Genomic DNA, 25,610 nt, shown 5'->3' with positions numbered 1-25,610 from the left:
ACCGATCGTCACGAAGCGGGCGCGTCCCGGCGGATTCCGAGTGTGCTCTGCGTCGGGAGCATCCCGCTGGCGACCACCGCCCGGGTGACCGGCGCGAGGAGTTGGGCGAGCCGCCCGACGGCCGGGCCGAGGGCCCGCCACGGGGCGGCGGCCAGCTCGTCCGTACGCCGCTCCACCTCGTCGCGCAGCCGGCGCCCGGCGTCGGTGGCCAGCCCGTCGGCGTCCACCAGCCCGCGGCCGGCGAGCCGGTCCCGGGCGGCGGTCCACTCCTGCGCCGACCAGCGGCGGCTGGCGAAGACCTCGACCGGCGCGGCGCCCACGGCGGCGAAGGAGACCAGCGCCTCGGTCGGGTCGAGGCCGGCGGTGAGCAGTGCCGCCACGTGCCCGTCGCCGCGGTGCTCGCGCAGGACGGTGGCGGCCTGCCAGAGCGCCAGGTGCGGGGCGTCCGGCCAGGGCAGGTCGGCGTTGGCGGCGGCCAGCGGACGCCCGGCCAGGTCGGCGGCCTCGGCGGCCCGGCGGGCCAGCGCGGCCGCCTCGGCCAGCTCGGGCGAGTTGACCCGGTCGCCGAGCAGGGCACGCAGCGCGCGGTCCACGCCGGACAGTCGCGCGTCGAGCACCTTGGCCGGGTCGGCGACCGACCAGATCGCCGGGACGTACTCGGCGACCATCCGGGGGCTGAAGCTGTAGTAGGTGGCTGTCACCAGTTCGGGGCCGGCCGCGCCCAGCGGGGCGGAGCGCAGCGCGAAGTAGCCGGGCCACCGCTCGTCGGTCGCCAGGCCGAGCGCCGCGGCCTCCTCGGTGAGCTCCGGCGCGTAGTAGACCAGCGCGTGCACGGGCTCGACCAGCTGCCACAACCGCCGCACCATCGTGGGTTCCATCCCGACCTCCCCGACCGGACCGCTCATCTTGTCGTCGTCAAGTTTGCGCCCGGGCCCATCAACTTGTCAATGACAAGTTCTGCGGAAAGGCGTGGGCCCGGGAGAACCCGGGCCCACGCGGAAGGTCAGATGTCGTTGTGCCAGCCGCGGTGGATCTCGCCGGCCGCGCGCGGCTCGCCCTTGGCGACCACCCGCCAGAACCGGTCCGGCTCGGCGTGGTCGCGCAGCGACAGCTCCACGCCGACGCGTACCCGGCGGTCGTCGCGCACCCAGGCCACCAGGTGGCGGTCGCCGCTGACCAGCTGGAGCTGCACCAGCATCCGTTCCCTCGTCCCGACCATCACGACCGCCCCTTCTCCACTCACGACGCCGCGCCCTTGCGGGGACGACCGAGGCACCAGGATGGCCGGCGCCGATCGGCGCGGCAACCGGTATTGGCGATCAGGGGTGGGCTGCGTCACGATGGGCGCGAGGAGGTCGCCGATGGCCGACCCGTGGCTCGCCCTGGAATTCGGTGCCGATCCGGCCGAGCGGATCGCGCAGGTCGGTGCCGCCCACGAAGCGTTCCTCACCGCCGGCGACCTGCCGCCCCGGGTCCGCGACGTGGTCGCCGCGTCCTGGCGGCGGTCGGCCGGCGCACTGCTCGACCCGGAGGCCACCGCCCCGGTCGACCTCATCGACGACGCGCTGGAGAGCTACCGCGCCGCCCACCCCCTCGCCCGGGTGCTGCCGCTCTTCCGCGACCTGCTCGGCGGCATCGCCGACGACGGCGCGCACCTGATGGCGGTCTGCGACGCCGGCGGGCGGCTGCTCTGGGTGGAGGGGCATCCGGGGGTGCTCCGGCACGCCGAACGGATGAACTTCGTCCCCGGCGCCCGCTGGGACGAGGCCCACGCCGGCACCAACGCCCCCGGCACCGCCCTCGCCGTCGACCACAGCGTGCAGATCTTCGCCACCGAGCACTTCGTCCGCCCGGTGCAGCGCTGGACCTGCGCCGCGGCACCCATCCACGACCCCACCGGCCGGCTGCTCGGCGCCATCGACATCACCGGTGGCGACCACCTCGCCACCCCACAGAGCCTCGCCCTGGTCCGGGCCACCGCGCGGGCCGCCGAGGCGTTCCTGGCCAGCGCCGCGCCGGCCGAACCCGACGTCATCTCGGTGGCCGCCCTCGGCCGGGACGAGGCCGAGCTGCGCGTCGGCGGGCGGCGCGTCCGGCTCGGCCGCCGGCACAGCGAACTGCTGGTGCTGCTGCTCGACCACCCCGAGGGACGCACCGGCGAACAGCTCGGCCTCGACCTCTACGGCGACGACCGGCTGCACCCGGTCACCCTGCGCGCCGAGCTGTCCCGGCTGCGCCGCGCGCTCGGCCCCGAACTGCTCGACTCCCGCCCGTACCGGCTGCGCGGCACCGTGCGCGCCGACTTCCGTACCGTCGGCGAGCTGCTGGAACGCGGCGACGCGGCGGGCGCGCTCCGGGCGTACCCGGGGCCGTTGCTGCCCGCCTCCGACGCGCCGGGAGTGGCCCGACTGCGCCGGCTGGTCGACGGGCAGCTGCGCGCCGCCGTGCTGGCCGCCGGCGACCCGGCGCTGCTCGCGGCCTGGACCGCGACGCCCGCCGGCGCCGACGACCTCACCGGCTGGCAGGCCCTGGCACGGGCGTTGCCGCCGGGCGCGCCACGCCGGCCGCTCGCCCTGGCCCGCATCGGCCAGCTCTCCGCCGAGTACGACCTTCCGCGCGCAACGTCGCTGCAACGTCGCGGAAACTAACGTCCCGCCATCACCCCTGACGACGGCGGAGGTACCCATGACGCGCTACGACGCCCCCACCCACTGGCAGTCCCGCTACGACCACTTCATCGGCGGCGAGTACGTCAAGCCGCACGGCGGGCAGTACTTCGAGAACCCCACCCCGGTGACCGGTCAGACCTTCTGCGAGGTGGCCCGGGGCACCACCGAGGACGTCGAGAAGGCGCTCGACGCCGCGCACGGCGCCGCCGACGCCTGGGGACGCACCTCGGTCGCCGAACGGTCGCTGATCCTCAACAAGATCGCCGACCGGATGCAGGAGAACCTGGAATCCCTCGCCATCGCCGAGACCTGGGAGAACGGCAAGCCGGTACGGGAGACGCTGGCCGCCGACATCCCGCTGGCGATCGACCACTTCCGGTACTTCGCCGGCGCGATCCGGGCCCAGGAGGGCAGCCTCGGCGAGATCGACGACGACACCGTGGCGTACCACTTCCACGAGCCGCTCGGCGTGGTCGGGCAGATCATCCCGTGGAACTTCCCGATCCTGATGGCGGTCTGGAAGCTCGCCCCGGCGCTCGCCGCCGGCAACGCGGTGGTGCTCAAGCCCGCCGAGCAGACCCCGGCGTCGATCCACTACCTGCTGTCGCTCGTCGCCGACCTGCTCCCGCCGGGCGTGGTCAACGTCGTCAACGGCTTCGGCGTCGAGGCGGGCAAGCCGCTGGCCTCGTCACCCCGGGTGGCGAAGGTGGCGTTCACCGGCGAGACCACCACCGGGCGGCTGATCATGCAGTACGCCAGCGAGAACATCAAACCCGTCACCCTGGAGCTGGGCGGCAAGAGCCCGAACATCTTCTTCGACGACGTCAGCGCCGCCTCCGACGACTTCCTGGACAAGGCGCTCGAAGGCTTCACCATGTTCGCCCTCAACCAGGGCGAGGTCTGCACCTGCCCGTCCCGGGCGCTGATCCAGCAGGGCCACTACTCGGACTTCCTCGCCGCGGCGGTGGAGCGGACCGGCCGGATCGTGCAGGGTCACCCGCTGGACACCGACACGATGGTCGGCGCGCAGGCCTCCAACGACCAGCTGGAGAAGATCCTGTCCTACCTGGACATCGGCCGCCAGGAGGGCGCTCGGGTACTGACCGGAGGATCACGGGCGGATTTGGGCGGCGACTTGTCGGGCGGATACTACGTTGAACCAACCATCTTCGAGGGCGACAACTCGATGCGGATCTTCCAGGAGGAGATCTTCGGCCCGGTGGTCTCGGTGACCTCCTTCGCCGACCTGGACGACGCCGTGAAGATCGCCAACGACACCCTGTACGGGCTGGGCGCGGGCGTGTGGACCCGGGACATGAACACCGCGTACCGGGCGGGGCGGTCGATCCAGGCCGGGCGGGTCTGGACGAACTGCTACCACGCGTACCCGGCGCACGCCGCGTTCGGCGGGTACAAGCAGTCCGGCATCGGGCGGGAGAACCACAAGATGATGCTCGAGCACTACCAGCAGACCAAGAACCTGCTGGTCAGCTACTCCACCAAGAAGCTCGGCTTCTTCTGATGGCCGCCACCGTGACCGTGACCCCCGCGGCGGCCGAGGTGCTCCGGTCGCTGCGGGAGCGGCACGGGCCGCTGATGTTCCACCAGTCCGGCGGCTGCTGCGACGGCAGCGCCCCGATGTGCTACCCGGCCGGCGAGTTCCGCACCGGATCGTCGGACGTCCTGCTGGCGTCGCTCGCTGTCGACGGGGTGCCCGAGCCGGTCGAGTTCTGGATGTCGTCGGCGCAGTGGGAGTTGTGGAAGCACACGAGGTTGACGGTCGACGTGGTGCCGGGGCGGGGCAGCGGGTTCTCGCTGGAGGCGCCGGACGGGGTCCGTTTCCTCATCCGTTCCCGGCTCGCCACCTGAGCCGAGCAGCGGTCCCGCCGGGGACGGCGGGACCGCTGCTGGTCAGGCAATCTGACGCAGATCGTTGCCGTAGTCGAAGATGATGCGCAGCCGTGCCCCGAGCGCATTGGCATAACGGCTCAAGGTGGCCACCTCGTTCACGTCGAGGTCGCCGTTCTCGATCTGGCTGACCCGTCCCGGCGTCACACCCATCAACTCCGCCACCTGACGCTGGGTGAGCCCGAGACGCTTGCGCTCCTCCGCCAGATGGAACGCGCTCACCCACGCTTCGGTACGGGCACGCTCCCTCTCGTACTCAGCGTCGTCGTCGCCGAGTTCGTTCCGGACGTCGTTCCAGTCATGGAACTCTGTCATTGCTCCCCCCTCCGCTGCCTCTCGTGGTCGAGCCATGCCTTGTAGGTGATCTCCGCCAGCGGGATGTTCTCCTCGTACCAGCGGGTCCAGTTGTGTGCCTTGTCGCCCGCCACCAGCAGCACCGCCTGGGACCACGGGTCGAAGACGAAGAGCACCCGGACGGCCACGTCGCGGCCGGACCGAGGCCGCAGCTCCTTCAGGTTGCTGACGCTGGACCCCCGGAGAGTGTCCACGAGCGGGCGCCCCAGCCCCGGCCCGATCTCCGCCAACATGTCGACGGCGACGCTCACCCGCCGGTACGTGTCGGGGTCGGCACGCCGCAGGTCTCGCAACCACTGCCGCACCTCGCCGGTCACGCGGACCGTCCAGCGCCGGTTGGTCTGCTCCGCCATCCCCCAACTATAGCCTGAACTAAACAATCGCCGTCACCGATAGCGCCAGTGTCGGGCCGACTATGCGCGACGTCCCCGAGCGCGCCTGTGGGCGGGCGCCGCGCACCCGCCCACAGGTCGAGCGCCGTCAGCCGATGCTGAAGACCGCGTTGTCCATTTCGCCGCGGAACTGGTCGTTGTTGGTCAGCCCGGCGCCCTTGGCGCCGATGTTCACCTTCGCGGCGTTGGTGATGTCCATCGTGGCGCCGGTCGCGGTCTTCACCGTCTCGGCGCCGACGATCAGGCTGAGCACGTCGCCGCGCCGCTTGCACTGGACGAACTTCCAGCCCTGGTCGGCGATGGAGGCGTCGGCGGTGAGCAGCAGCGAGGCGGCCCCGTCGGCGCCCGTGCCGGCGATCCGGCAGCCCGGCTTGCCGCTGTCGAGCTGGAGCTTCCACTGCGCCGGGTCGGCGAAGACGCCCTTCTGCATCAGGTTCGCCCCGCTGGTCACCTGACCCGAGGTGACCTTCACCAGCGTGCTGATGGTGAAGTCCTGGGTACCCGGGTTGAGGTGGGCGGCGTCGGGCACCTGGATCACCGCGCTGCCCGAGGCGGGGAAGGCGATCGCCGGGCTGGTGCCGGTGCCGCTGGGGCGGCTCGCCCGCGAGATGCTGCCCGGGGCGCCCACCGCGATGCAGCCGGAGTCGCCGGGAGTGGCGACGTCGGCGAAGCAGCCGGACGTCCACGGGCCGGGCTCGACCTGCCCGGTCGGCGTGGCGTCGAAGTCCAGCCGCAGCTGCTCGGTGGCGGCGTACGCGGGTGCGGTGTCCACCAGCACGGCGGCGGCGAGGGCGGTGACACCCAGGGCGAATGCGGACATGGCACGACCCATGACGGTCCTCCAGGGATTGGGCTGCGGGCCCCCGTACGGCCGCAGCGTCCTAACATGATCACCAAGCGTGCGACCGCTGTCAATGCCCGACCGATCGATCGCTCTCAGGGCCCGGGTGCGCGCCGGGACAGCGCCGGCGGCTACCGCAGGACGAGCAGGACGAGGCCGCCGAGCAACAGCAGCACGGGTACGGCGGACAGCGTGCCGGCCACCGCGGCGGACCGCACCGGCCGACGGGCGACCGTCAGCCAGAGCAGTACCAGGCTGACCAGCACCGCCAGGAACAGCGCCGGGGTCAGGGTGTAGAGCCCGAAGAGCAGCCACCTGTCCCGGTCGGAGGTGCACTCGTCGCCGCACCCTGGCGGAACGGCCCCGGAGAACAGGGCCGTGCCCCCGAGGAGCGCCAGGACGACCGCGCCGTACCAGGCGAGCGTGACCAGCAGGGCCGCCCGCACGTCAGGTCGGCGGGGTGCGGCCCGTTCGGCGAGCGTCTCGGTCATCGGCCGATTATGGCCGTACCCGGCGGGATCCGGTGCCCCGAACCGGTGCGGGCGCCGGTCAGCGGCCGTCCAGCAGCGGCTGTCGCGGATCCCACGGCGGCCCGCCGGCCGCGTCCCGGCGCCGCCGGGCGATGGCCGACAGCGCCTCCAGGACCACCCGGTTGCCCAGGTACGCGGTGATGTCGGCGTGGTCGTACGGCGGGGCGACCTCGACCACGTCCACCCCGACCACGGGCAGCTCGTAGCAGACCCGGCGGACCGCGTCGAGCAGCTGCCGCGAGGTCAGGCCGCCCGGCTCGGGGGTGCCGGTGCCCGGTGCCATGCCCGGGTCGACCACGTCCACGTCGACGGAGAGGAACACCCCCTCGCACTCGTCGGTCGCGATCGTGAAGGCCTCCGACAGGCAGGTGTCCAGGCCGCGCGACACCAGCTCGGTCATCTCGTAGGAGCGCATCCGCTGGGCGGCCATCCACGCCAGGGTGGGCGGGTCGGGCCAGTAGCCGCGCAGGCCGATCTGGAGGAACCGGTCGCCGCGTACCGCGCCGGACTCGATGAGCCGGCGCATCGGCTGGCCGTGCCCGTGCAGCGAGCCGAACTCGATGTGTCCGGTGTCGGCGTGCGCGTCGAAGTGCACCAGCGACACCCGACCGAGCCCGTGCTGCCGGGCGACCCCGGTGGCGTCGGGCAGGGCGATGGAGTGGTCCCCGCCGAGGACGATCGGGATCGCGCCGGCGGCGGCGACGGCGTACACGGCGGCCTCCAGCGACGCCAGCGACCGCTCGATGTCGCCGGAGAACATCTCCACGTCACCGGCGTCGTAGACGCGCAGGTCGCGCAGCCCGTCGACGCGCATCGCCAGGGACGGGCGGGAGCCGTCGTGCGGCAGGTAGCAGGCCTGCCGGATGGCGGACGGGCCGAACCGGGTGCCGGGCCGGTGCGAGGTGCCGCCGTCGAAGGGCGCCCCGACGATGACGACGTCGGCGTCCGCGTACGACGCCGGGTCGTCCAGGGTGCAGCGGTCCACCCCGAGGAAGGTGACGTCGGGGCCGTACATCGGGCCGTAGCGGTTCATCGCTCCTGGATCCCCCACGGCGAGCCGTACCCGGTGAGCAGGTCGAGGAAGGGGCGGGGCGGCAGCGCCTCCGGGCCGACCACCCCGGTCCCCGACCAGGCGCCGGTGGCGAGCAGTTCCAGGGCCACCACCGGGTTGACCGCGGTCTGCCAGACGACGGCCTGGTGGCCGTACTCCCGCATGGACCACTCGTTGTCGACCACGTGGTAGAGGTAGACCTCGCGCGGCCGCCCGTCCTTGCCGGTGCCGGTGACCCAGGTGCCGGCGCAGGTCTTGCCGCGCATCCGGTCGCCCAGGGTGGCCGGGTCGGGCAGGCTGGCGGCCACCACGTCCCGGGGCGACACCTCGACGCCCCGGACGGAGACCGGAGCGGTCGAGTCGAGGCCGACCTTGTGCAGGGCCTTCAGCACCTCGATGAACTCGTCGCCCAGGCCGTACTTGAAGGTGACCCGCTTCGCCTTCACCCAGCGCGGGATCAGCAGCACCTCCTCGTGCTCGACGTTGACGCACTCGACCGGACCGATCCCCTCCGGGAAGTCGAAGACCTCCGGCTCGCTGAACGGCTCGGTGGTGTACCAGCCCCGGTCGGCCTCCCAGATCACCGGCGGGTTCAGGCACTCCTCGATGGTGGTCCAGATGGAGAACGACGGCGCGAAGTCGTAGCCGTCGACGGTGAGGTTCGCGCCGTCGCGGACGCCGATCTCGTCGATCTCGTCGAACAGCTCGTCGGCGGCGTACCGGGCGAAGACGTCCGACAGGCCCGGCTCGATGCCGATGCCGCAGAGCGCCAGCCGGCCGGCCGCCGCCCACCGGTCGGCGACGGCGAACTGGTCGTCGCCGAGCTTCACCCCGGTCTCGGCGTAGGGGCGGGACGGGTGCGGGTGGGACAGCGACATGGCCATGTCGAGGTAGTCGGCCCCGGCGGCGAAGGCGCCGTCGAAGATCGGCATGACGAAGCGCGGGTCGACCGCGTTGAGCACGTGGGTGATCCGGTGCTCCCGGCAGAGCGCGGCGACCGCGTCGGCCGAGGAGGCGTCCACCTTGGCGGCGACGAACCGGTCACCGTGACGGGCCACGGCACGCTCGGCGCGGCCGAGGTCGTAGTCGGCGACGACCATGGTCTCGAAGAAGGAGCGGCGGGCGGCGATGGCGACAGCGGCGGAGCCGACGCCACCGGCGCCGACGAGCAGGATGCGCATCAGGAATCAAACCCCAAACCAAGACGATCGAGAGTACGGAGCCAGACGTTGCGCCGGCCCTCGCGCGCGTCGGCGCGGGCGAGCGACCAGCGGGTGAGGTTGATGCCGGCGGCCCGGACGGGCTCCGGCGGGAACGGCAGCGGCGTGCTGCGGACCAGGTCGAGCCGGGTCAGCGGGGTTTCCTCGCCGCTCAGCAGGTCGAGCATCACCCGCGCGCCGAACCGGGTGGCGCCGACGCCGAGCCCGGTGTAGCCGGCCGCGTACGCCAGCCGGCCGTCGTAGGCGGTGCCGAAGAACGGGCAGAACCGCGTGCAGGTGTCGATCACCCCGCCCCAGCGGTGGCTGAAGCGCAGGCCCTCCAGCTGCGGGAACGTGGTGAAGAAGTGGTCGGCGAGGGCGGTGAAGGTAGCCGGTCTCTGCTCCAGCTCGGGGGCGATCCGGTTGCCGTAGTGGTAGACCGCGTCGTAGCCGCCGAAGAGGATCCGCTGGTCGCCGGTGATCCGGTAGTAGTGGAACTGGTTGCCGGTGTCCGCGAGGCCCTGGCGGTTGCGCCAGCCGATGGCGTCCCGCTGCGCCGATGTCAGCGGCTCGGTCATCAGGGCGTAGTCGTAGACCGGCACGAGCCAGGCGCGCAGCCGGCGCAGCAGCGGCGGGAAGGCGTTGGTGGCGAGCACCACCTGCCGGGCCCGCACGGACCCCGGCGCCCCGTCCGGCCCGCCCGCCGTCCCCGCCCGCAGAGCGGCGCCGTCGCGGCGCAGGCCGGTGACCCGGGTGTGTTCGTGGATCCGCACACCGAGCTCCAGGCAGGCCCGCCGCAGGCCCCAGGCCAGCCTCGCCGGGTCGAGCATGGCCACCCGGTCCCGGTCCCACATCCCACCGAGGTACGTCGGCGAGTCCACCTCGGCGCGCACCTCGTCGCGGTCGAGCAGCCGGACGTCGTGGCCGTACCGGCGGGCCATCTCGGTGTCCTCGGCCAACCCGGCGAGCTGGTACGGCTCGACCGCCACCGCCAGCTCGCCGGTGCGCGCGAAGTCGCAGTCGATCCCGTACGCCTCGACGGTCGCCGCGATCGCGGCCAGGTTCTCCCGGCCGAGCCGCTCCAGCTCGTCGATCTCGCCGGGGAAGCGGTCCACGCCGTTGGCCAGCCCGTGGGTCAGCGAGGCGGCGCAGAACCCGCCGTTGCGCCCGGACGCCGCCCAGCCGCAGGTGCCCGCCTCGACCAGCAGCACGTCCCGCCCGGGGTGGTCCCGCTTGGCGAGCAGCGCCGACCACAGGCCGCTGTAGCCGCCGCCGACGACGAGCAGGTCGGCCGTGTGCGTACCGTGTAGCGGCGGCAGCGGGTCGGGCCGTTCCGGGCGGTCGAGCCAGTAGGGCACGGGCGCCGCGTCGGCGAGCGCCCGGCCGGTATGCGGGAGGTTCATGACGGGCTCTTCGCCCGCCCGCCGGCCGCCGGTGCGACCGCGAGGTCGGTGCGCCGGGCCCGCCGTCCGCGCAGTGAGCTGACCCCGACCAGCAGCAGCGCGATCACGAACATCGCCGTGCCGATCACGTTGACCTGCGGCGGGATGCCCCGCTGGGCGGCGCCCCAGACGTACATCGGGAAGGTGACGGTGGTGCCGGCGTTGAAGTTCGTGATGATGAAGTCGTCGAAGCTGAGCGAGAAGGCGAGCAGCGCGGCGGCCACGATGCCGGGCAGCACCAGCGGCAGGGTGATCCGCCGGAAGGTCTGCCACTCGCTGGCGTAGAGGTCCATCGCGGCCTCCTCCAGCCGCCGGTCCATCCCGGCCAGCCGCGCCTTCACCGTCACCACCACGAACGACACGCAGAACATGACGTGCGCGATGACGATGGTCCAGAAGCCCTGCGGCACCCCGGCGGCGACGAAGAGGGCGAGCAGCGAGGTGCCCATCACCAGCTCCGGCGTGGCCATCGGCAGGAAGATCAGCACGTTGATCCCGGTACGGCCGCGGAACCGGTGCCGGACCAGGGCGAAGGCCATCAGGGTGCCGATGACGGTGGCGACGACGGTGGCGATGAAGCCGATCTGCACGCTGCGGACCACCGCATCGCACATGTCGGAGGTGGCGCAGGGCTGCCGCCAGTTGTCCAGGGTGAACTCGTGGAAGTCGTACGACAGCCGGCTCGACGGGCGGTTGAACGACAGCCCGGCCACCACCAGGATCGGCAGGGAGAGGTAGCCGAGCACGAGCAGGGCCACGCCCATCACCCAGCGGTCGGCCAGCCAACGGGAGACCCTCATCAGACCACCTCATCCGTGCCGGCGCGGCGCAGGTAGACGAAGACCACCGCGAGGATCGCCGCCATCAGCAGGAACGACAGCGCCGCGCCCTGCGGGTAGTCCAGCCGGACCAGGAACGCCGAGTCGATGACGTTACCGATCATGTATTCGTTCGGGGTGCCGAGCAGTTCGGCGTTGATGTAGTCGCCGGTGGCCGGGATGAAGAAGAGCAGCGTGCCGGCGATCAGGCCGGGCATCGACAGCGGCAGGGTGACCCGGCGGAACGCCTGCACCGGGCTGGCGTACAGGTCGCTCGCCGCCTCCAGCAGCCGGTAGTCCAGCCGTTCCAGGCTCGCGTACAGCGGCAGCACCAGGAAGGGCAGGAAGTTGTAGGTCAGGCCGAGGATCACCGCGACCGGGGTGGCGAGCAGCCGGCCGTCGGGGGCGAGCAGGTGCAGGTCGCGCAGCAGCCCCACCAGCGCGCCGTTGTCCGACAGGATGGTCTTCCAGGCGAGGGTGCGCACCAGGAAGCTGGTGAACATCGGGGCGACCACGCAGACCAGCAGCAGGTTCTTCCACCGGCCGGCCTTCTGCGCGATGGCGTACGCCAGCGGGTAGCCCATCAGCAGGGCCAGCACCAGCGCGATCCCGGCGTAGAGGAAGGAGCGGGCGAACTGCGGCCAGTACGCCTGCAACGCGTCCGGATAGTTGCCGAACGCCCAGGTCAGCGCGTACCCGGTGGAGAGCGAGCCGCTGGGGTCGTAGAGGCTGGCTGCGGCCAGTTGCAGCAGCGGCAGGCCGAAGAAGACGAACAGCCAGGCCGCGCCGGGCAGCAGCAGCAGGTACGGCAGCAGCCGGTGCCGTACCTGCCGGGGCGGTGGCGGCGCGGCGGCCGCCTGCCCCGACGGGGTCGGTACGTGGGCCAGCGCAGTCATGAGGCCGCACCCACCGGCTCGTCGAGCAGCGGGGTGGTGCTGTCGTCCTGACCCGGCTCCCGGGGCAGCAGGAAGGCGTGCCGGGGGTCCCAGTGCGCCACCACCCGGCTGCCGACCGGCAACTGGCCGCCGGCGCCGCTGTTCGCCGCGAACGCGGAGATCTCGCTCCCCCAGCCGGTGCGGACCAGGTACTGGGTGCTGACGCCCACGTAGGAGGCGTCGGTGACCACACCCTCGATGTGCTGGTGTCCGCCGGGCATCTGGTCGGCGGAGCCGACCAGATGCAGCTTCTCCGGGCGTACCCCCAGGTAGACCGCGCCCCGGTCGGCGCGGGCGCGGTCGGCGGGCACCGAGAAGCGGGCGCCGTGGGCGGTGACCGGCACCTCGGTGCCGGCGGTGCCCGCGGCCTCGGCGGCGAGCAGGTTGGACTGGCCGAGGAAGTTCGCCACGAACGCGGTGGCCGGGAACTCGTAGATGTCGGCCGGTGCGCCCAGCTGCTCGATCCGGCCGGCGTTCATCACCGCGACCGTGTCGGCCATGGTCATGGCCTCCTCCTGGTCGTGGGTGACGTGCACGAAGGTGATCCCGACCTCGGTCTGGATCCGCTTCAGCTCGATCTGCATCTGCCGCCGCAGCTTCAGGTCGAGCGCGCCCAGCGGCTCGTCGAGCAGCAGCACCTGCGGGCGGTTGATCAGCGCGCGGGCCAGGGCGACCCGCTGCTGCTGCCCACCGGAGAGCTGCGCGGGGCGCCGGCTGCCGTAGTCGTCGAGCTGCACCAGCGACAGCATCCGCATGACCTCGTCGTCGACCGAGCGGATGCCGCGCCGGCGCAGCCCGAACGCCACGTTCTCGAAGATGTTCAGGTGCGGGAATAGCGCGTAGCTCTGGAACACGGTGTTCACCGGCCGCTTGTACGGCCGCAACCGGGCGATGTCCCGGTCGCCGAGCAGCACCTGCCCGCTGGTCGGTTCCTCCAGTCCCGCGATCATCCGCAGGGTGGTGGTCTTGCCGCAGCCGGACGCCCCGAGCAGGGCGAAGAACGAGCCCTGCGGGATGGTCAGGCTGAGATCGTCCACCGCGGTGAAGACGCCGAACCGCTTGGTGAGGTTGGCCAGCCTCAGGTCGCCGGCCGGTGACTCGTGTCCCATCGTCCTCACGCCCCGATGACCTGCTGGAACTTGCCCTCGTACTCGCGCTCCTGCTTCTCGTCCAGGGCCATGAACACCTTGGACTTCGACAGCATCGCCTCGTCGGGGAAGATGAGCGGGTTGGCGGCCAACTCCGGGTCGATCTTCTCCATCTCCGCCTGCGCACCCTTGACCGGGCAGATGTAGTTCACGTAGGCGGCGAGCTTCGCGGCGACCGCGGGCTCGTAGTAGTAATTGATCAGCTGTTCGGCGTTCGCCTTGTGGGTGGCCTTGTTCGGCACCAGCATGTTGTCCGACCAGAGCATCACGCCGGAGTCCGGCACGACGAACTTGACCTTCTCGTCCTCGAAGCCGAGCTGGATCACGTCGCCGGACCAGCCGATGCATGCGGCGATGTCCCCCTTGGCCAGGTCGGGGGCGTAGTCGTTGCCGGTGAACTTGCGGATCTGCCCGGAGTCGACGGCCTTCTTGAGCTTGTTGAGGGCGTCGTCGAACTGGGCGCCGGTGAAGTTGGCCGGGTCGTGGCCGTTGGACTGGAGCAGCAGGCCCATGGTGTCCCGCATCTCGCTCAGCGCGGTCACCTTGCCCTTGAGGTCGGGGCGGGTGAGCAGCTCGTCGACGGTGCGGATCTCCTTGGTGACCTTGCCGTTGTAGGCGAGGCCAGCGAGGCCGGACTGCCACGGGATGGCGAGCTGGTTCTCCGGGTCGAAGGAGCGGTTGCGCAGCGACGGCAGCAGGTTGGCCTCGACGTTCGGCAGCTTCGACTTGTCCAGCTTCTGGATCCAGCCGAGCCGGATCATTCGGGCGGCCATCCAGTCGGTGAGAGCCATCATGTCCCGCCCGGTGCCCTGGCACGCGGCGAGCTGGTTCTGCACCTTGCCGAAGAACTCGTTGTTGTCGTTGATGTCCTCGGTGTAGGTGACCTGGATGCCGGTCTTCTGGACGAACGCGTCGAGGCTGGGGCGCTTGGATTCGTCCTTCTCGTCCGTGTCCATGTACTGCGGCCAGTTGGAGAAGGCGAGCTTCTTCTCCGTCGCGGAGAGGTCCTCGCTCTTGCAGCCCTCCTCGGTCTGGGTCGCGGCCTTGGTGCCGCAGCCGGCGAGCGCGCCGCCCGCGGCGAGCAGGGCGGCCGAGGAGAGGGTGCCGGTGAGTAGTCCACGCCGGGTGAAGGGCTTCAGGGGAGTTCGCATGTGACGACTCCTAGGGGGTCGTCCGTCGGCGGCGGGGACGGGGGTGACGCGCCGGCGGGAGGGGTCAGGTGCCTGGGACGACTGATCCTGACATGAGGTGACCGCCCCCACAAGGGATTCCGTTGCGGGATTAGCCATGGACGACGAAATACGCCACACTTCCCGATGGCACTAGGCTCACCCGGGGGAACGGACATGGGGAGTGGTCGATGACGAACCGGCAGCAGGAGAACGGCAACGGCGGGCGGCGGGTAGCTGTCCGTGAGGGTGCCAGTCACGCTCTGCTCGATGATGTCGCGAAGCAGATCATCGAGCAGCTCCAGGAGGACGGCCGCCGGCCGTACGCGACCATCGGCAAGGCGGTCGGACTCTCCGAGGCGGCGGTGCGGCAGCGGGTGCAGCGGCTGCTCGACGCCGGAGTGATGCAGATCGTCGCCGTCACCGACCCGCTCCAGCTCGGGTTCCCCCGCCAGGCCATGATCGGCCTGCGTACCGACGGCGACCTGGAGACGGTGGCCGACCGGCTCGCCGAGTTCGAGGAGATCGACTACGTGGTAATCACCGCCGGCTCGTTCGACCTGCTGGCCGAGGTGGTCTGCCGCAACGACGCCCACCTGCTGGAGATCCTGCAGAAGCTGCGCGCCGTCCCCGGGGTGCTGGCGACCGAGGCGTTCGTCTACCTCAAGCTGCGCAAGCAGACCTACACCTGGGGTACGGCCTGATCAACGGCCCGACTTCGCCGACCCGTACGGATTCCGTAGCGCCAGCCGTGGTGGATCGCAGAATTCGTTGCTTCAACGACGATTGACTGCCGATCCCACTTGCCTCGGGCCATCGGACTGTGCGATAACCGTGGGCAGAGCGGCCGGTGTCACCCCCTGACCGGCCCGAGACCCGATGGGGCTGACATGGCCAACGCCACCGACCACCTCTGGATGCACTTCACCCGGATGGCCAGCTACTCCGCCGGCGAGGTACCGACCATCGTGCGCGGCGAGGGCGCGTACGTCTGGGACTCGCAGGGCCGCCGCTACCTGGACGGGCTCGCCGGGCTCTTCGTCGTCAACGCCGGCCACGGGCGTACCGAGCTGGCCGAGGCGGCCGCCAAGCAGGCCGCCGAGCTGGCCTTCTTCCCGCTCTGGTCGTACGCCCATCCCAAGGCGGTCGAGCTGGCGGAGAAGATCGCCTCGCTCACCCCGGGCGACCTGAACCGGGTCTTCTTCACCACCGGCGGCTCGGAGGCCGTCGAGACGGCGTGGAAGCTGGCCCGGGCGTACTTCAAGCGCACCGGCCAGCCGAACAAGCACAAGGTGGTCAGCCGGTACATCGCCTACCACGGCACGTCGATGGGCGCGCTGTCGATCACCGGCCTGCCCGGCATCAAGAGCGATTTCGAGCCGCTGGTGCCCGGCGGCATCAAGGTGCCGAACACCAACTTCTACCGCGCCCCCGAGCACGGCGACTCGCCCGAGGCGTTCGGCCGCTGGGCTGCCGAGGAGATCCGCCGCGCCATTGAGCGCGAGGGGCCGGACACCGTGGCCGCGGTCTTCCTGGAGCCGGTGCAGAACTCCGGCGGCTGCTTCCCGCCGCCGCCCGGCTACTTCGAGCGGGTCCGGGAGATCTGCGACGAGTACGACGTGCTGCTCGTCTCCGACGAGGTGATCTGCTCCTGGGGCCGGCTCGGCGAGTACTTCGGCTGCGTCCGGTACGGCTACCAGCCCGACATCATCACCACCGCCAAGGGCATCACCTCCGGGTACGCCCCGCTCGGCGCGATGATCGCCAGCGAGCGGCTGATGGAGCCGTTCCTCACCGAGACCGGCATGTTCGCCCACGGGGTGACCTTCGGTGGCCACCCGGTCTCCTGCGCGGTGGCCCTGGCCAACCTGGAGGTCTTCGCCCGCGAGGACCTCATCGGGCACGTCCGGGCCAACGAGGGCGCCTTCCGGTCCACCCTGGAGAAGCTCAACGACCTGCCCATCGTGGGCGACGTCCGGGGCGACGGCTACTTCTACGGCATCGAACTGGTCAAGGACAAGGCGACCCGGGAGACCTTCGACGAGGCCGAGTCCGAGCGGCTACTGCGCGGCTACCTCTCCACCGCACTCTTCCAGGCCGGGCTCTACTGCCGGGCCGACGACCGGGGCGACCCCGTGGTGCAGCTCGCCCCGCCGCTGATCGCCGATCAGCAGCAGTTCGACGAGATCGAGCAGATCCTGCGCGCCGTGCTGACCGAGGCATGGAACCGCCTCTGAGCGGCGGGTCCGCGCTGGACGGGGCCGGTTCCCGGGACACCGGGAGCCGGCCCCGCACCGGCGGGACCGGGAGCAGCGAGGCCGTCGGCGGCACCGACCGCACCCGGGTACGCCGGCTGCCCGAGCTCGCCGTCCACGACCGGGCCACCCTGCACGCCGTCCTCGACGCCGGCCGGGTCGGTCACCTGGCCATCGCCGACGGGCGTCAGCCGTACGCGCTGCCGGTGGCCTACGCCCGCGACGGCGAGCGGGTGCTGCTGCACGGCTCGACCGGCAGCCGACTGTTCCGGCACCTCGCGGCGGGCGCGCCGGCCTGCCTGACGGTGACCCTGCTCGACGGTCTCGTGCTGGCCCGCAGCGCCTTCGCCTCCTCGATGAACTACCGGTGCGCGATGGTGCTCGGCGAGCTGAGCGTGGTCGACGGCGACGACAGGCTGGCCGCCCTGGAACGCCTCTCCGAGCACCTGCTGCCCGGCCGCTGGGCGGCGATCCGGCCGCCGTCGGCGAAGGAGCTGGCCGCCACGCTGGTGCTCGCCCTGCCGCTGGACGAGTGCTCGGTGAAGGTCAGCGACGGCCCGCCCGACGACCCCGACGACGACCTCGACCGGCCGGTCTGGGCCGGGGTGGTGCCGGTGGTGGAATCGCTCGGCACCCCGCAGCCCGACCCACGGCTGCGCCACGACCTGCCCCCACCGGAGTGGTGATGCGCTACCAGGAGCTGTCCCACTGGCTGTCCATGGTGGACGAGCCGCTGGACCCGCGCCCGTCGCTGCCCGGCGACACCGACGCCGACGTGGTGATCGTCGGCGCCGGCTACACCGGGCTGTGGACGGCGTACCACCTCGCGACCGCCGACCCGTCGCTGCGGATCACCGTGCTGGAGGCCGAGATCGCCGGGTACGGCGCCTCGGGGCGCAACGGCGGCTGGTGCTCCGCGCTCTTCCCCACCTCGCTTCCCGCGCTGGCCCGCCGGCACGGCCGGGACCGGGCGCTGGCCATGCAGCGGGCCATGCAGGAGACCGTGCGCGAGGTCGGCCGGGTGGTCGCCGCCGAGGGCATCGACTGCGACTGGCACCAGGGCGGAACGGTGGTGCTGGCCCGGTCGCAGGCGCAGCTCGGCCGGGCCCGCGCCGAGGTGGCCGCAGCCCGCGAGCACGGTCTCGACCCCGACGACCTGGTGCTGCTCGACGCCGCCGAGGCGTCCGCCCGGTGCGCCGCCGAGGGGGTGCTCGGCGCGACGTACACCCCGCACTGCGCGGTGGTGCACCCGGCCAAGCTGGTCCGTGGACTGGCCCGGGCGGTGGAGCGCCACGGGGTACGCCTGCACGAACGCACCCCGGTCACCGCGATCCGGGCCGGCGCCGCGGTCACCCCGTACGGCACGGTCCGGGCGCCCGTGGTGGTCCGGGCCACCGAGGGGTACACGCCCGGGCTGCCCGGGCAGCGGCGCGCCATCGCCCCGGTCTACTCGCTGATGGTGGCCACCGAGCCGCTGCCCGCGCAGACCTGGGACCGGATCGGGCTGGCCGAGCGGGAGACGTTCTCCGACCACCGGCACGTCATCATCTACGGCCAACGCACCGCCGACGGCCGGTTGGCCTTCGGCGGGCGGGGCGCGCCCTACCACTTCGGCTCCCGGGTCTCCCCCGCGTACGACCGGGAGCCGGCGGTCTTCCGCGCGCTGCGCCGGGTGCTGGGCGAACTTTTCCCCGTGCTCGGCCCCGAGGTGCCGGTCACCCACACCTGGGGTGGCCCGCTGGGGGTGGCCCGGGACTGGTCGGCCTCCGTCGGGCTGGACCGCGCGACGGGTCTCGGCTGGGCGGGCGGCTACGTGGGCGACGGGGTGGGCACCAGCAACCTGGCGGGCCGTACCCTCGCCGACCTGATCCGCGGCGTGGACAGCGACCTGACGGCGCTCCCCTGGGTCAACCACCGCTCCCCGAAGTGGGAGCCGGAGCCCCTGCGCTGGCTGGCGGTCAACGCCGGCCTGAAGGTGATGTTCTCGGCCGACGCCGCCGAAGCCCGCAAGGGTCGCCCTTCCCGCCGCGCCGCCGCCTTCTCCCGCCTCCTCGGCCACTGACCCCACTGCTCCCGGCCCGCGTCCAGGGCTCGGTGATCAAGAGGTTTGCGTCATCCAGGGCCCTGGTCCTGACGCAAACTTCTTGATCACCGGGGCAAGCGGGCAGCGCCGGGGTCCCAGGGCGGGAGGGGGTGCGGGTTAGTGGTTGGGGGGGATTACGCGGAGGTGGCCTCGGCGGCCGGTGTGGGGGGAGGGGTGGTTCTGGTCGTCCTCGGGGGGACGGGGGGTCACCGGGCGGGCGGCCTCGCGGACGGCCTCGGCCAGGGCCACCAGATCGTCGGTGGTGGGCGGCGGCGGCTCGAACTCGCCCTCGTGCCGGACCACGTCCCAGCCCCGGGGAGCGGTCAGGCTCCGGGCGTGCGGCTCACAGAGGTCGTACGTGTGCGGCTCGGCGAAGGCCGCCAACGGGCCCACCACCGCGGTCGACTCGTTGTAGACATAGGTCAATGTGGCGACCGCTTGCCGGGGGCAGCCGTTACGGGAGCAGCGCCGTGGTGACCTCACGGCGGCAGGGTATCTCCATTACCGGGTCCGGCGCACCGGTTCGCGTTGCGACACGCCCGTCACGGTGATCACAATTCGCGCCCGCTCGGCCCGCCGCGCCAGGAGTGCGGCGCTGCCGCAGGCCAGGCCGGCGCGGGAGCTACCCTGTGCCTCATGACGAGCCCGGAACACCGCCGCCCCGGCTCCGGCCGGCGCACCCACCGCGACCGCCACGGTCGTGGCCTGCGGGGGCGACTGGTGCCGGCGACCGTCCCGCTGTCCCGCACCAAGGCCGAGGTCTTCGACGACCTGGTGCTGGACACCGTCGAGACGCTGGAGCGCCGCTTCGCCAAGGAGCTGGCCGGCGTCGAGTTCGCCGTCGAGGACGTCCCGCCGGACCTGAACGTCTACGACTCGGACGTGCTGGAGGACGGCGAGGTGCCGCTGGCCCGCCTGCTGCCGGGGCGCCCCGGCCGGCAGGAGGTGCCGCCCCGCATCGTGCTCTACCGCCGGCCGCTGGAGTTCCGCGCGATGGACCGCGAGGACCTGGCCGACCTGGTGCACGACGTGATCATCGAGCAGGTGGCGAACCTGCTCGGGGTCGACCCGGACGAGCTGGCCTGACCCCCCTCGGTCGGGCCGCCCCCGCGGCACCGACCCGGGCGTGAGCCGGGCGGCCCCCACCGCCCCGGCCCCACACGTCAGCTCAGGCGGCCCGCCGCTTGAGCTTGCGCCGCTCCCGCTCGGAGAGCCCGCCCCAGATCCCGAACCGCTCGTCGTGACCGAGAGCGTATTCGAGGCATTCCGTCTTGACCTCGCACCGCGAGCAGATCCGCTTCGCCTCGCGGGTCGAGCCGCCCTTCTCGGGAAAGAACGCTTCCGGATCGGTCTGCGAGCAGAGCGCCCGCTCCTGCCACTCCGGCGCGTTTCCGAGCAGGTCGGCCACCTCAAGCTGGCCGTCCATCAGATGCCTCCTTGTCGCGCACCGGCGTCATCGCCGCTGCAACCCCCCACGCGAAAGGCGTGCTTGTCCGTACGGTCCCCATTTGTTGCGTTCCGTGCGAACAACCCCATTCAAATTACACGCGTGTAATGCGTGCGCCGTCAAGCTGAACTTGATAATGGAGTCGCCCTCCCGACACCGCTCGAGCGACCACTTCGGTCGCCCGCCTCGCAACCTGCCCTATCGATTCAGACCCCGGCCGAGTAACGCCCTCTCCGGCGAGTTGCCCGAGATTTCTGCCGTGGCGTGCCCAACGTGGACGCCGCCGGGGTACGCCGGCGGAGGCTCCGGTGGACCAGCCATCAAGATCGAGTTCTTGGTGGGGCACAGGTTAACGCGGTTCGACCACAGCCGCCCGTCGAGCGGGAAATGCCGACAGCGCCCCGTCCACGATGTGGACGGGGCGTGACGGTTCGGACGCGGTGCGGTGATCAGCCCACCCCCGGCGGAGCGCTGCTCGGCCAGACGAACTCGGCGACGGCGCCGCCGGTGACGGAGATCGCGCCGGCGGGCGTCCGCTCGTCCCACCAGACGGTATAGGGACCGGCCGGCAGGTCCGGGTACACGGCACTGTGGAACATCCCGTCCCGGACGACGCGCTCCCGCACGGCCGAATGGGTACGCGGCCCGCCGGGCTGGTCGGCCCGGCTGATCTCGATCTCCCGCCCGTGCAGCCGGCGGCCGGTGTGGACGATCAGCGCGCCGGTGTCGGCGCCCAGGTCGAGCAGGACGGTGCCGCTCTCCGTCGGCCCGTACCGGTGGTCGTGCCCGTGCATGACGTCCTCCCTCCGCTCAGGACTTCGCCACCGGCGGGTTGTTGAACCCGTCGTACGGGGTGCCCAGGAAGGGGAAGCCGGCCAGGAAGGGTGCGGTCACGTCGGCGGCGCTCAACCCCGGGGTGACCGCGCCGGCCGCCGCGTCGGGGGTGAAGGCCTTGTCCACCAGCGGCACGGTGACCCCGGCGATGGCCCGCAGCGCGATGCTCACCACATCGTCGCCGACCCGCCGGCCGTTGGGGAAGCCGGCCAAGTCGCCGCCGAGCACGCCGAACCGGTCCGGCTTGGCGGTCGGCTTGATCGCGGTGTTCAGCCGCAGCATGTCGGCCTGCACGTCGCCGGTGTTGTTGGTGAAGCCGTCGATCAGTCCGGCCGGGATGCCGGTGAGCAGGATCGCCGCCAGGTCCGCCCGGGGCTTCTTGGCCTTGTTCAGGGCGTCCAGCCGGGGGAAGACGCCCGGATAGAGGGCCGGCAGCAGGGCGGCCAGCTCCGGCTGCTCGACGAAGCGGGCGAACCGCTTGTCCTCCGACGGCGGCAGGGTGTTCCAGAGGTCCTTTTGGGACATCGGCACGATGACCTCGTTGAACAACGGGTTGCCCAGCCGGGACACCTGGGTCCACGGGCCGGTGGCGGTGTCCGCGGCGACCCGGTCGCCGAGCACCCGCACCTGCTGCCGCGAGGCCGACGTCCACACGCCGATCACCGAGGCACGGTCGGCCTGGCCGTACCGGTTGGCCTTTCGGCGCACCTTGCTCAACGGCACCTGCACCGCGATGCTGTGCACGTTCATCCGGTCCACGGCGTTGACCGGCTCGCCCTCGGTCTTGAAGAGCTTCTTGCCGGCGACGTGCAACTGCTGGAACGGCCGCAGCGTACCCAGGTCGAAGATGGCGCCGAGGTCGACGAAGAAGCCGTCCGCGCGCTGCCCGGCGAAGACCCGCTCCCCGGTGGAGAGGCTGTACGTCGCCTGGCGGGCCAGCTGGGCGTAGTTCGGGGTGGAGAGCGGGCCGACGTTGCACGGCGGGCAGGGCAGCTTGTGCGCGAGCACGTGCTCCCGACCGTCGGCCACCCGGGTCAGCTTGTAGAACTGGCGCCGATTCCAGTTCTCGCTGTCCAACGACTCGATCGGGCCGGTGTTGTAAAGAAAGCTGTTCGGATTCGTGATCTCGGTGCTGAATTCGAACCGGTAGGTCACGTCGGGACGGCCGTCACCATCGTTGTCGATGTGAATCTCGTACCGCACGTCGTCGCCGAACTCGAAGAAGTTCGGTCCGCCGGAGGGGAGCTGCAACGGCACGTAGTTGGCGATCAGCGTGACCGAGTCGGGCCGATCGGGGCTGACGAACGCGTACAGGTCGGAGCTGTCGGCGACCGGGTCCTTGCTTATCTCCGGTGCTTCGCGGTGGGAGGACATGGCGGACCAACCTTTGCGGGATCAGGAGTGAGGTGAGGGTGGCCGGGCGCCGAGAGCCCGCGCCGGGCCGTGCGGGGAGGGCGGTACGCCGGCGGGTCAGCGCCGCCCGGCGGCGCGCCGCAACCGGTCCGCCAACCCGCGGTCGCGTACCTCGATCCGGGACGTGCCGACGAAGACGTCCATCGTCCCGGTGGCGGCGTCGCGCAGGTGGACCACGATCGGGTCGTCCTTCGCGCCGGCGGCCGACGGGGCGTTCTGCGCGGCCGACAGGCCCGGCACGGTGAGGGCGGCGGCGCCCAGTGTGGCGCTCGCCGCAGCGGTCAACGTCTGCCGGCGGGTCAGTCGCGGCCAGGGCCGCTTCCGCTCGTCACTCGTCATGGGGAACCTTTCCTCCGGCGGCGCGTACGCGCCCGCGGTGGCTCGCGAGGGGCTGCCGACGGCGGCCCTCGCCTCAACCGCCGCCGGCGACCAGTGGTACGGCCGGTGCCGGGGAAAGGTTCGACGCTACGCGGGGTGGTGACCGTACGCGGTCGTCCGCTTGCGCGCCGGTCGTCCGGCGGCCGCCGCGATGGCCCGCAACTGCTCCTCGGTACGCGCCGAACCGTTGCCGGAGCCGGCCATCCGGGAGATCGTCTCCTCCATCAGCGTGCCGCCCAGGTCGTTGCAGCCACCCTGCAGCATCGCCACCGTGCCGGCGTCGCCCAGCTTCACCCAGGAGCACTGGATGTTGTCGATCCGGCCGTGCAGCAGCAGCCGGGCCATCGCGTGCACCGCCCGGTTCTCCCGCCAGGTGGGCCCCGGCCGGGCGATGCCGGCGAGGTAGATCGGCGCGTTGGTGTGCACGAACGGCAGCGCCACGAACTCGGTGAACCCGCCGGTGCGGTCCTGCACCCCGGCCAGCACCCGGAAGTGCGCCAACCACTGCCCGGGGTGGTCCACGTGGCCGTACATCATCGTGGAGCTGGACCGGATGCCCAGCTCGTGGGCCGTGCTGACCACGTCGACCCAGGCGGCGGCCGGCAGCTTGCCCTTGGTGAGCACCCAGCGCACGTCGTCGTCGAGGATCTCCGCGGCGGTGCCCGGGATGGTGTCCAGGCCGGCCTCGCGCAGCCGGGTCAGCCACTCCCGGACCGGCACGCCGGCCTTGGCGGCGGCGGTGACGATCTCCATCGGGGAGAAGGCGTGCACGTGCATCCCCGGCACCCGTGCCTTGATCGCCCGGACCAGGTCGGCGTAGCCGGTCACCGGCATCTTCGGGTCGATCCCGCCCTGGAGGCAGACCTCGGTGGCCCCGGCCGTCCAGGCCTCCTCGGCCCGGTCGGCGACCTGCTCCACCGAGAGCCGGAACGCGTCGGCGTCCCGTTCCCGCTGGGCGAAGGCGCAGAACCGGCAGCCCACGTAGCAGACGTTGCTGAAGTTGATGTTGCGGTTGACCACGTAGGTGACGTCGTCGCCGACGGCGTCGCGCCGGACGTCGTCGGCGAGCCGGCACAGCTCGTCCAGCGCCGGGCCGTCCGCGCCGAAGAGGGCCAGCGCCAGGTCGGCGTGGCGAGGCTCCAGCAGCGCCGCCGGGTCGTCGGCGGCCAGCCGCAGCCCGGCCCGTACGTCGGCGTCACCGCCGCCGGGGGCGGCCCCCGCGGTCACCTTGCCCGCGACCTCCGACCAGTCGCCGTAGACGCTGTCGAAGTCGCCCCGCCGGTCCCCGGTACGCCCGGTGGTGTCGATGGTGGCGTGCAGGTCGGTCCGCCCGCCGTACGTCTCGTCGGGCTCCTGCCACGGCCGGCCCACCGGCCGGGCGGACTCGACGGCGAGCCCCGTCTCCGGGTCGGCCAACGCGCCGACGTGCGGCAGCAGCCGATGGTCGAGCCAGGGGTCACCGGCCCGGACGTACTCGGGGTAGACCGTCAGTCGCTCGCGCAGGGTGAAGCCGGACTTCTCGGTGTGCCGGGCCAGCTCGTCGAGCTGCGGCCAGGGCCGCTCCGGGTTGACGTGGTCCGGGGTCAGCGGCGACACCCCGCCCCAGTCGTCGATGCCGGCGCGCAGCAGCAGGTCGTACTCGCCCTCGATCAGGTTGGGCGGGGCCTGGATCCGGGCCTTGGGGCCGAGCAGCAGCCGGGCCACCGCCACCGTGGCGGCCAGGTCGTGCAGCTCGGCGTCGGGCATGCCGCGCATCGCCGTGTCCGGCTTGGCGCGGAAGTTCTGCACGATCACCTCCTGGAGGTGGCCGTACTCCCGCATGCTCCGGCGGATCGCGAAGATCGCGTCGACCCGCTCGGCCGGGGTCTCCCCGATGCCGATCAGGATGCCGGTGGTGAACGGCACCCCGACCCGGCCGGCGTCGTCGAGCACCCGCAGCCGCACCGCGGGTTCCTTGTCGGGCGAGCCGAAGTGCGGACCACCCGGCTCGGACCAGAGCCGGGTCGCCGTGGTCTCCAGCATCATCCCCATGCTCGGCGCGACCGGCTTGAGCCGTTGCAGCTCCGACCAGGACAGCACGCCCGGGTTGAGGTGGGGCAGCAGGCCGGTCTCCTCCAGCACCGCCACCGCGCAGGCGCGCAGGTAGTCCAGGGTGGAGTCGTACCCGCGCTCGTCCAGCCACTCGCGGGCCGCCGGCCAGCGCTCCTCCGGCCGATCACCGAGGGTGAACAGGGCCTCCTTGCAGCCCAGCGCCGCGCCCTGCCGGGCGATCGCCAACACCTCGTCCTGCTCGAGGAAGGCGGCCGGCAGCCGGTGCGGCACGGTGGCGAAGGTGCAGTAGTGGCAGCGGTCCCGGCAGAGCCGGGTCAGCGGGATGAAGACCTTCTTGGAGTACGTCACCACGCCCGGTCGGCCGGCGTCGCGCAGCCCGGCGTCGCGGATCTCCCCGGCGACGCGGAGCAGTTCGTCGAGCTCGGCCCCCCGGGCCGCCAGCAGCGCGGTCGCCTCCGCGACGTCCAGCGCGCGGCCGGTGGCCGCCCGGCGCAGCGCGCGCTGCACGCTCGCCTCGGTCGGGGCGGGATCGGTGCGGTCAGCCATCCGCTCAGCCTATGCGCTGGCTCGGACGGCCGGACGGGCACGGAACACGGTGTGAGATCAACCGAGCCGCGCCGGCCCGTCCCGGCTGATCGATTTGACCCGTTGCCGGCGGGGCCGGTCGGCAGGCCGGCGGGGCCGGCTGAGAT

27 protein-coding genes are annotated in these 25,610 nt (G+C 72.2%); 8 read left to right on the top strand and 19 right to left on the bottom strand.

Annotated elements, in window-relative coordinates; translation table 11 throughout:
• Positions 1-8: 8 nt before the first annotated feature.
• Positions 9-878 (bottom strand): SCO6745 family protein, encoded by an 870-nt coding sequence (locus tag ACTWM8_RS05095; protein ID WP_446212769.1) that lies wholly within the window; start codon positions 876-878, stop codon positions 9-11.
• Between the two features lie 125 nt (positions 879-1,003).
• Positions 1,004-1,222 (bottom strand): hypothetical protein, encoded by a 219-nt coding sequence (locus tag ACTWM8_RS05090; RefSeq protein WP_446212768.1) that lies wholly within the window; start codon positions 1,220-1,222, stop codon positions 1,004-1,006.
• A 139-nt stretch (positions 1,223-1,361) separates the two neighbouring features.
• On the opposite strand from ACTWM8_RS05090, the gene ACTWM8_RS05085 reads away from it, so the two are divergent.
• The 3 genes from ACTWM8_RS05085 to ACTWM8_RS05075 are packed head-to-tail and all read left to right on the top strand — an operon-like array spanning position 1,362 to position 4,538.
• Positions 1,362-2,648 carry a GAF domain-containing protein gene (locus ACTWM8_RS05085; protein WP_446212767.1) on the top strand — a complete coding sequence of 429 codons (1,287 nt, stop codon included), beginning with the start codon at positions 1,362-1,364 and terminating at the stop codon, positions 2,646-2,648.
• A gap of 37 nt (positions 2,649-2,685) precedes the next feature.
• Positions 2,686-4,191, top strand: coding sequence for an aldehyde dehydrogenase (gene adh, locus ACTWM8_RS05080; RefSeq protein WP_446212766.1), 1,506 nt, complete (start codon positions 2,686-2,688; stop codon positions 4,189-4,191).
• Positions 4,191-4,538, top strand: a complete 348-nt coding sequence (locus ACTWM8_RS05075) for a DUF779 domain-containing protein (RefSeq protein ID WP_446212765.1) — start codon at positions 4,191-4,193, stop codon at positions 4,536-4,538. Before adh ends, ACTWM8_RS05075 begins: the two co-directional genes overlap by 1 nt.
• A gap of 42 nt (positions 4,539-4,580) precedes the next feature.
• On the opposite strand, the gene ACTWM8_RS05070 is transcribed toward ACTWM8_RS05075, so the two are convergent.
• The 11 genes from ACTWM8_RS05070 to ACTWM8_RS05020 all read right to left on the bottom strand — a co-directional run bounded on the left by ACTWM8_RS05070 (position 4,581) and on the right by ACTWM8_RS05020 (position 14,438).
• Complete coding sequence (locus tag ACTWM8_RS05070; protein ID WP_377604296.1) at positions 4,581-4,892, bottom strand: helix-turn-helix domain-containing protein; 312 nt, start codon at positions 4,890-4,892, stop codon at positions 4,581-4,583.
• Positions 4,889-5,284 carry a type II toxin-antitoxin system RelE/ParE family toxin gene (locus ACTWM8_RS05065; RefSeq protein ID WP_377604299.1) on the bottom strand — a complete coding sequence of 132 codons (396 nt, stop codon included), beginning with the start codon at positions 5,282-5,284 and terminating at the stop codon, positions 4,889-4,891. The genes ACTWM8_RS05070 and ACTWM8_RS05065 overlap by 4 nt, the downstream gene beginning before the upstream one ends.
• Positions 5,285-5,411: 127 nt before the next feature.
• Positions 5,412-6,143, bottom strand: coding sequence for a LamG-like jellyroll fold domain-containing protein (locus ACTWM8_RS05060; RefSeq protein WP_446212764.1), 732 nt, complete (start codon positions 6,141-6,143; stop codon positions 5,412-5,414).
• Between the two features lie 152 nt (positions 6,144-6,295).
• Positions 6,296-6,655, bottom strand: coding sequence for a hypothetical protein (locus ACTWM8_RS05055; RefSeq protein ID WP_446212763.1), 360 nt, complete (start codon positions 6,653-6,655; stop codon positions 6,296-6,298).
• A 58-nt stretch (positions 6,656-6,713) separates the two neighbouring features.
• The gene (gene speB / locus ACTWM8_RS05050) at positions 6,714-7,727 is read right to left on the bottom strand and encodes an agmatinase (protein ID WP_357610647.1); all 1,014 of its coding nucleotides are present in this window, start codon (positions 7,725-7,727) and stop codon (positions 6,714-6,716) included.
• Positions 7,724-8,926: a saccharopine dehydrogenase family protein gene (locus tag ACTWM8_RS05045; protein ID WP_446212762.1), complete on the bottom strand. Its 1,203-nt coding sequence runs from the start codon at positions 8,924-8,926 to the stop codon at positions 7,724-7,726. Before ACTWM8_RS05045 ends, speB begins: the two co-directional genes overlap by 4 nt.
• Positions 8,926-10,347 (bottom strand): NAD(P)/FAD-dependent oxidoreductase, encoded by a 1,422-nt coding sequence (locus ACTWM8_RS05040; protein WP_446212761.1) that lies wholly within the window; start codon positions 10,345-10,347, stop codon positions 8,926-8,928. Before ACTWM8_RS05040 ends, ACTWM8_RS05045 begins: the two co-directional genes overlap by 1 nt.
• A complete protein-coding gene (locus ACTWM8_RS05035) occupies positions 10,344-11,186 on the bottom strand; it encodes an ABC transporter permease (protein WP_446212760.1) in 843 nt (280 codons plus the stop codon). The genes ACTWM8_RS05040 and ACTWM8_RS05035 overlap by 4 nt, the downstream gene beginning before the upstream one ends.
• Positions 11,186-12,100 (bottom strand): ABC transporter permease, encoded by a 915-nt coding sequence (locus ACTWM8_RS05030; protein ID WP_446212759.1) that lies wholly within the window; start codon positions 12,098-12,100, stop codon positions 11,186-11,188. Before ACTWM8_RS05030 ends, ACTWM8_RS05035 begins: the two co-directional genes overlap by 1 nt.
• On the bottom strand, positions 12,097-13,248 hold the full coding sequence (locus tag ACTWM8_RS05025) for an ABC transporter ATP-binding protein (protein WP_446212758.1): 1,152 nt from the start codon (positions 13,246-13,248) through the stop codon (positions 12,097-12,099). The genes ACTWM8_RS05030 and ACTWM8_RS05025 overlap by 4 nt, the downstream gene beginning before the upstream one ends.
• A 5-nt stretch (positions 13,249-13,253) precedes the next feature.
• Positions 13,254-14,438, bottom strand: coding sequence for a polyamine ABC transporter substrate-binding protein (locus ACTWM8_RS05020; protein WP_446212757.1), 1,185 nt, complete (start codon positions 14,436-14,438; stop codon positions 13,254-13,256).
• A 209-nt stretch (positions 14,439-14,647) separates the two neighbouring features.
• Here ACTWM8_RS05020 and ACTWM8_RS05015 point away from each other — a divergent pair, with 209 nt between their 5' ends.
• From ACTWM8_RS05015 to ACTWM8_RS05000, 4 genes are all read left to right on the top strand, one after another.
• A complete protein-coding gene (locus ACTWM8_RS05015; protein ID WP_154939355.1) occupies positions 14,648-15,160 on the top strand; it encodes an Lrp/AsnC family transcriptional regulator in 513 nt (170 codons plus the stop codon).
• A gap of 186 nt (positions 15,161-15,346) precedes the next feature.
• Positions 15,347-16,693: an aspartate aminotransferase family protein gene (locus tag ACTWM8_RS05010; protein WP_446212756.1), complete on the top strand. Its 1,347-nt coding sequence runs from the start codon at positions 15,347-15,349 to the stop codon at positions 16,691-16,693.
• A complete protein-coding gene (locus ACTWM8_RS05005; RefSeq protein WP_446212755.1) occupies positions 16,678-17,397 on the top strand; it encodes a pyridoxamine 5'-phosphate oxidase family protein in 720 nt (239 codons plus the stop codon). Before ACTWM8_RS05010 ends, ACTWM8_RS05005 begins: the two co-directional genes overlap by 16 nt.
• Entirely contained in the window at positions 17,397-18,773 is a 1,377-nt protein-coding gene (locus ACTWM8_RS05000; RefSeq protein ID WP_446212754.1) for an NAD(P)/FAD-dependent oxidoreductase, read from the top strand. Before ACTWM8_RS05005 ends, ACTWM8_RS05000 begins: the two co-directional genes overlap by 1 nt.
• A 138-nt stretch (positions 18,774-18,911) precedes the next feature.
• Here ACTWM8_RS05000 and ACTWM8_RS04995 read toward each other — a convergent pair whose 3' ends face one another.
• A complete protein-coding gene (locus ACTWM8_RS04995; protein ID WP_446212753.1) occupies positions 18,912-19,277 on the bottom strand; it encodes a DUF3499 domain-containing protein in 366 nt (121 codons plus the stop codon).
• A gap of 153 nt (positions 19,278-19,430) precedes the next feature.
• Between ACTWM8_RS04995 and ACTWM8_RS04990 the strand changes: the two genes are divergently transcribed.
• Complete coding sequence (locus ACTWM8_RS04990; protein WP_154939366.1) at positions 19,431-19,880, top strand: metallopeptidase family protein; 450 nt, start codon at positions 19,431-19,433, stop codon at positions 19,878-19,880.
• 82 nt (positions 19,881-19,962) lie between these two features.
• On the opposite strand, the gene ACTWM8_RS04985 is transcribed toward ACTWM8_RS04990, so the two are convergent.
• The 5 genes from ACTWM8_RS04985 to ACTWM8_RS04965 all read right to left on the bottom strand — a co-directional run bounded on the left by ACTWM8_RS04985 (position 19,963) and on the right by ACTWM8_RS04965 (position 25,464).
• A complete protein-coding gene (locus ACTWM8_RS04985; protein WP_007455784.1) occupies positions 19,963-20,220 on the bottom strand; it encodes a WhiB family transcriptional regulator in 258 nt (85 codons plus the stop codon).
• 470 nt (positions 20,221-20,690) lie between these two features.
• Positions 20,691-21,035, bottom strand: coding sequence for a phospholipase (locus tag ACTWM8_RS04980; RefSeq protein ID WP_446212752.1), 345 nt, complete (start codon positions 21,033-21,035; stop codon positions 20,691-20,693).
• Positions 21,036-21,051: 16 nt separating this feature from the next.
• Entirely contained in the window at positions 21,052-22,449 is a 1,398-nt protein-coding gene (locus ACTWM8_RS04975; RefSeq protein ID WP_446212751.1) for a DUF4331 domain-containing protein, read from the bottom strand.
• 96 nt (positions 22,450-22,545) lie between these two features.
• A complete protein-coding gene (locus tag ACTWM8_RS04970; protein WP_088963882.1) occupies positions 22,546-22,827 on the bottom strand; it encodes a hypothetical protein in 282 nt (93 codons plus the stop codon).
• Between the two features lie 126 nt (positions 22,828-22,953).
• Positions 22,954-25,464: a bifunctional FO biosynthesis protein CofGH gene (locus tag ACTWM8_RS04965; protein ID WP_446212750.1), complete on the bottom strand. Its 2,511-nt coding sequence runs from the start codon at positions 25,462-25,464 to the stop codon at positions 22,954-22,956.
• Between the last annotated feature and the right edge of the window lie 146 nt (positions 25,465-25,610).

Source organism: Micromonospora sp. IBSANI012, assembly GCF_052814045.1.
The sequence above is the reverse complement of the archived record's forward strand: the minus strand, read 5'-3'. Positions and strand labels throughout refer to the sequence as shown.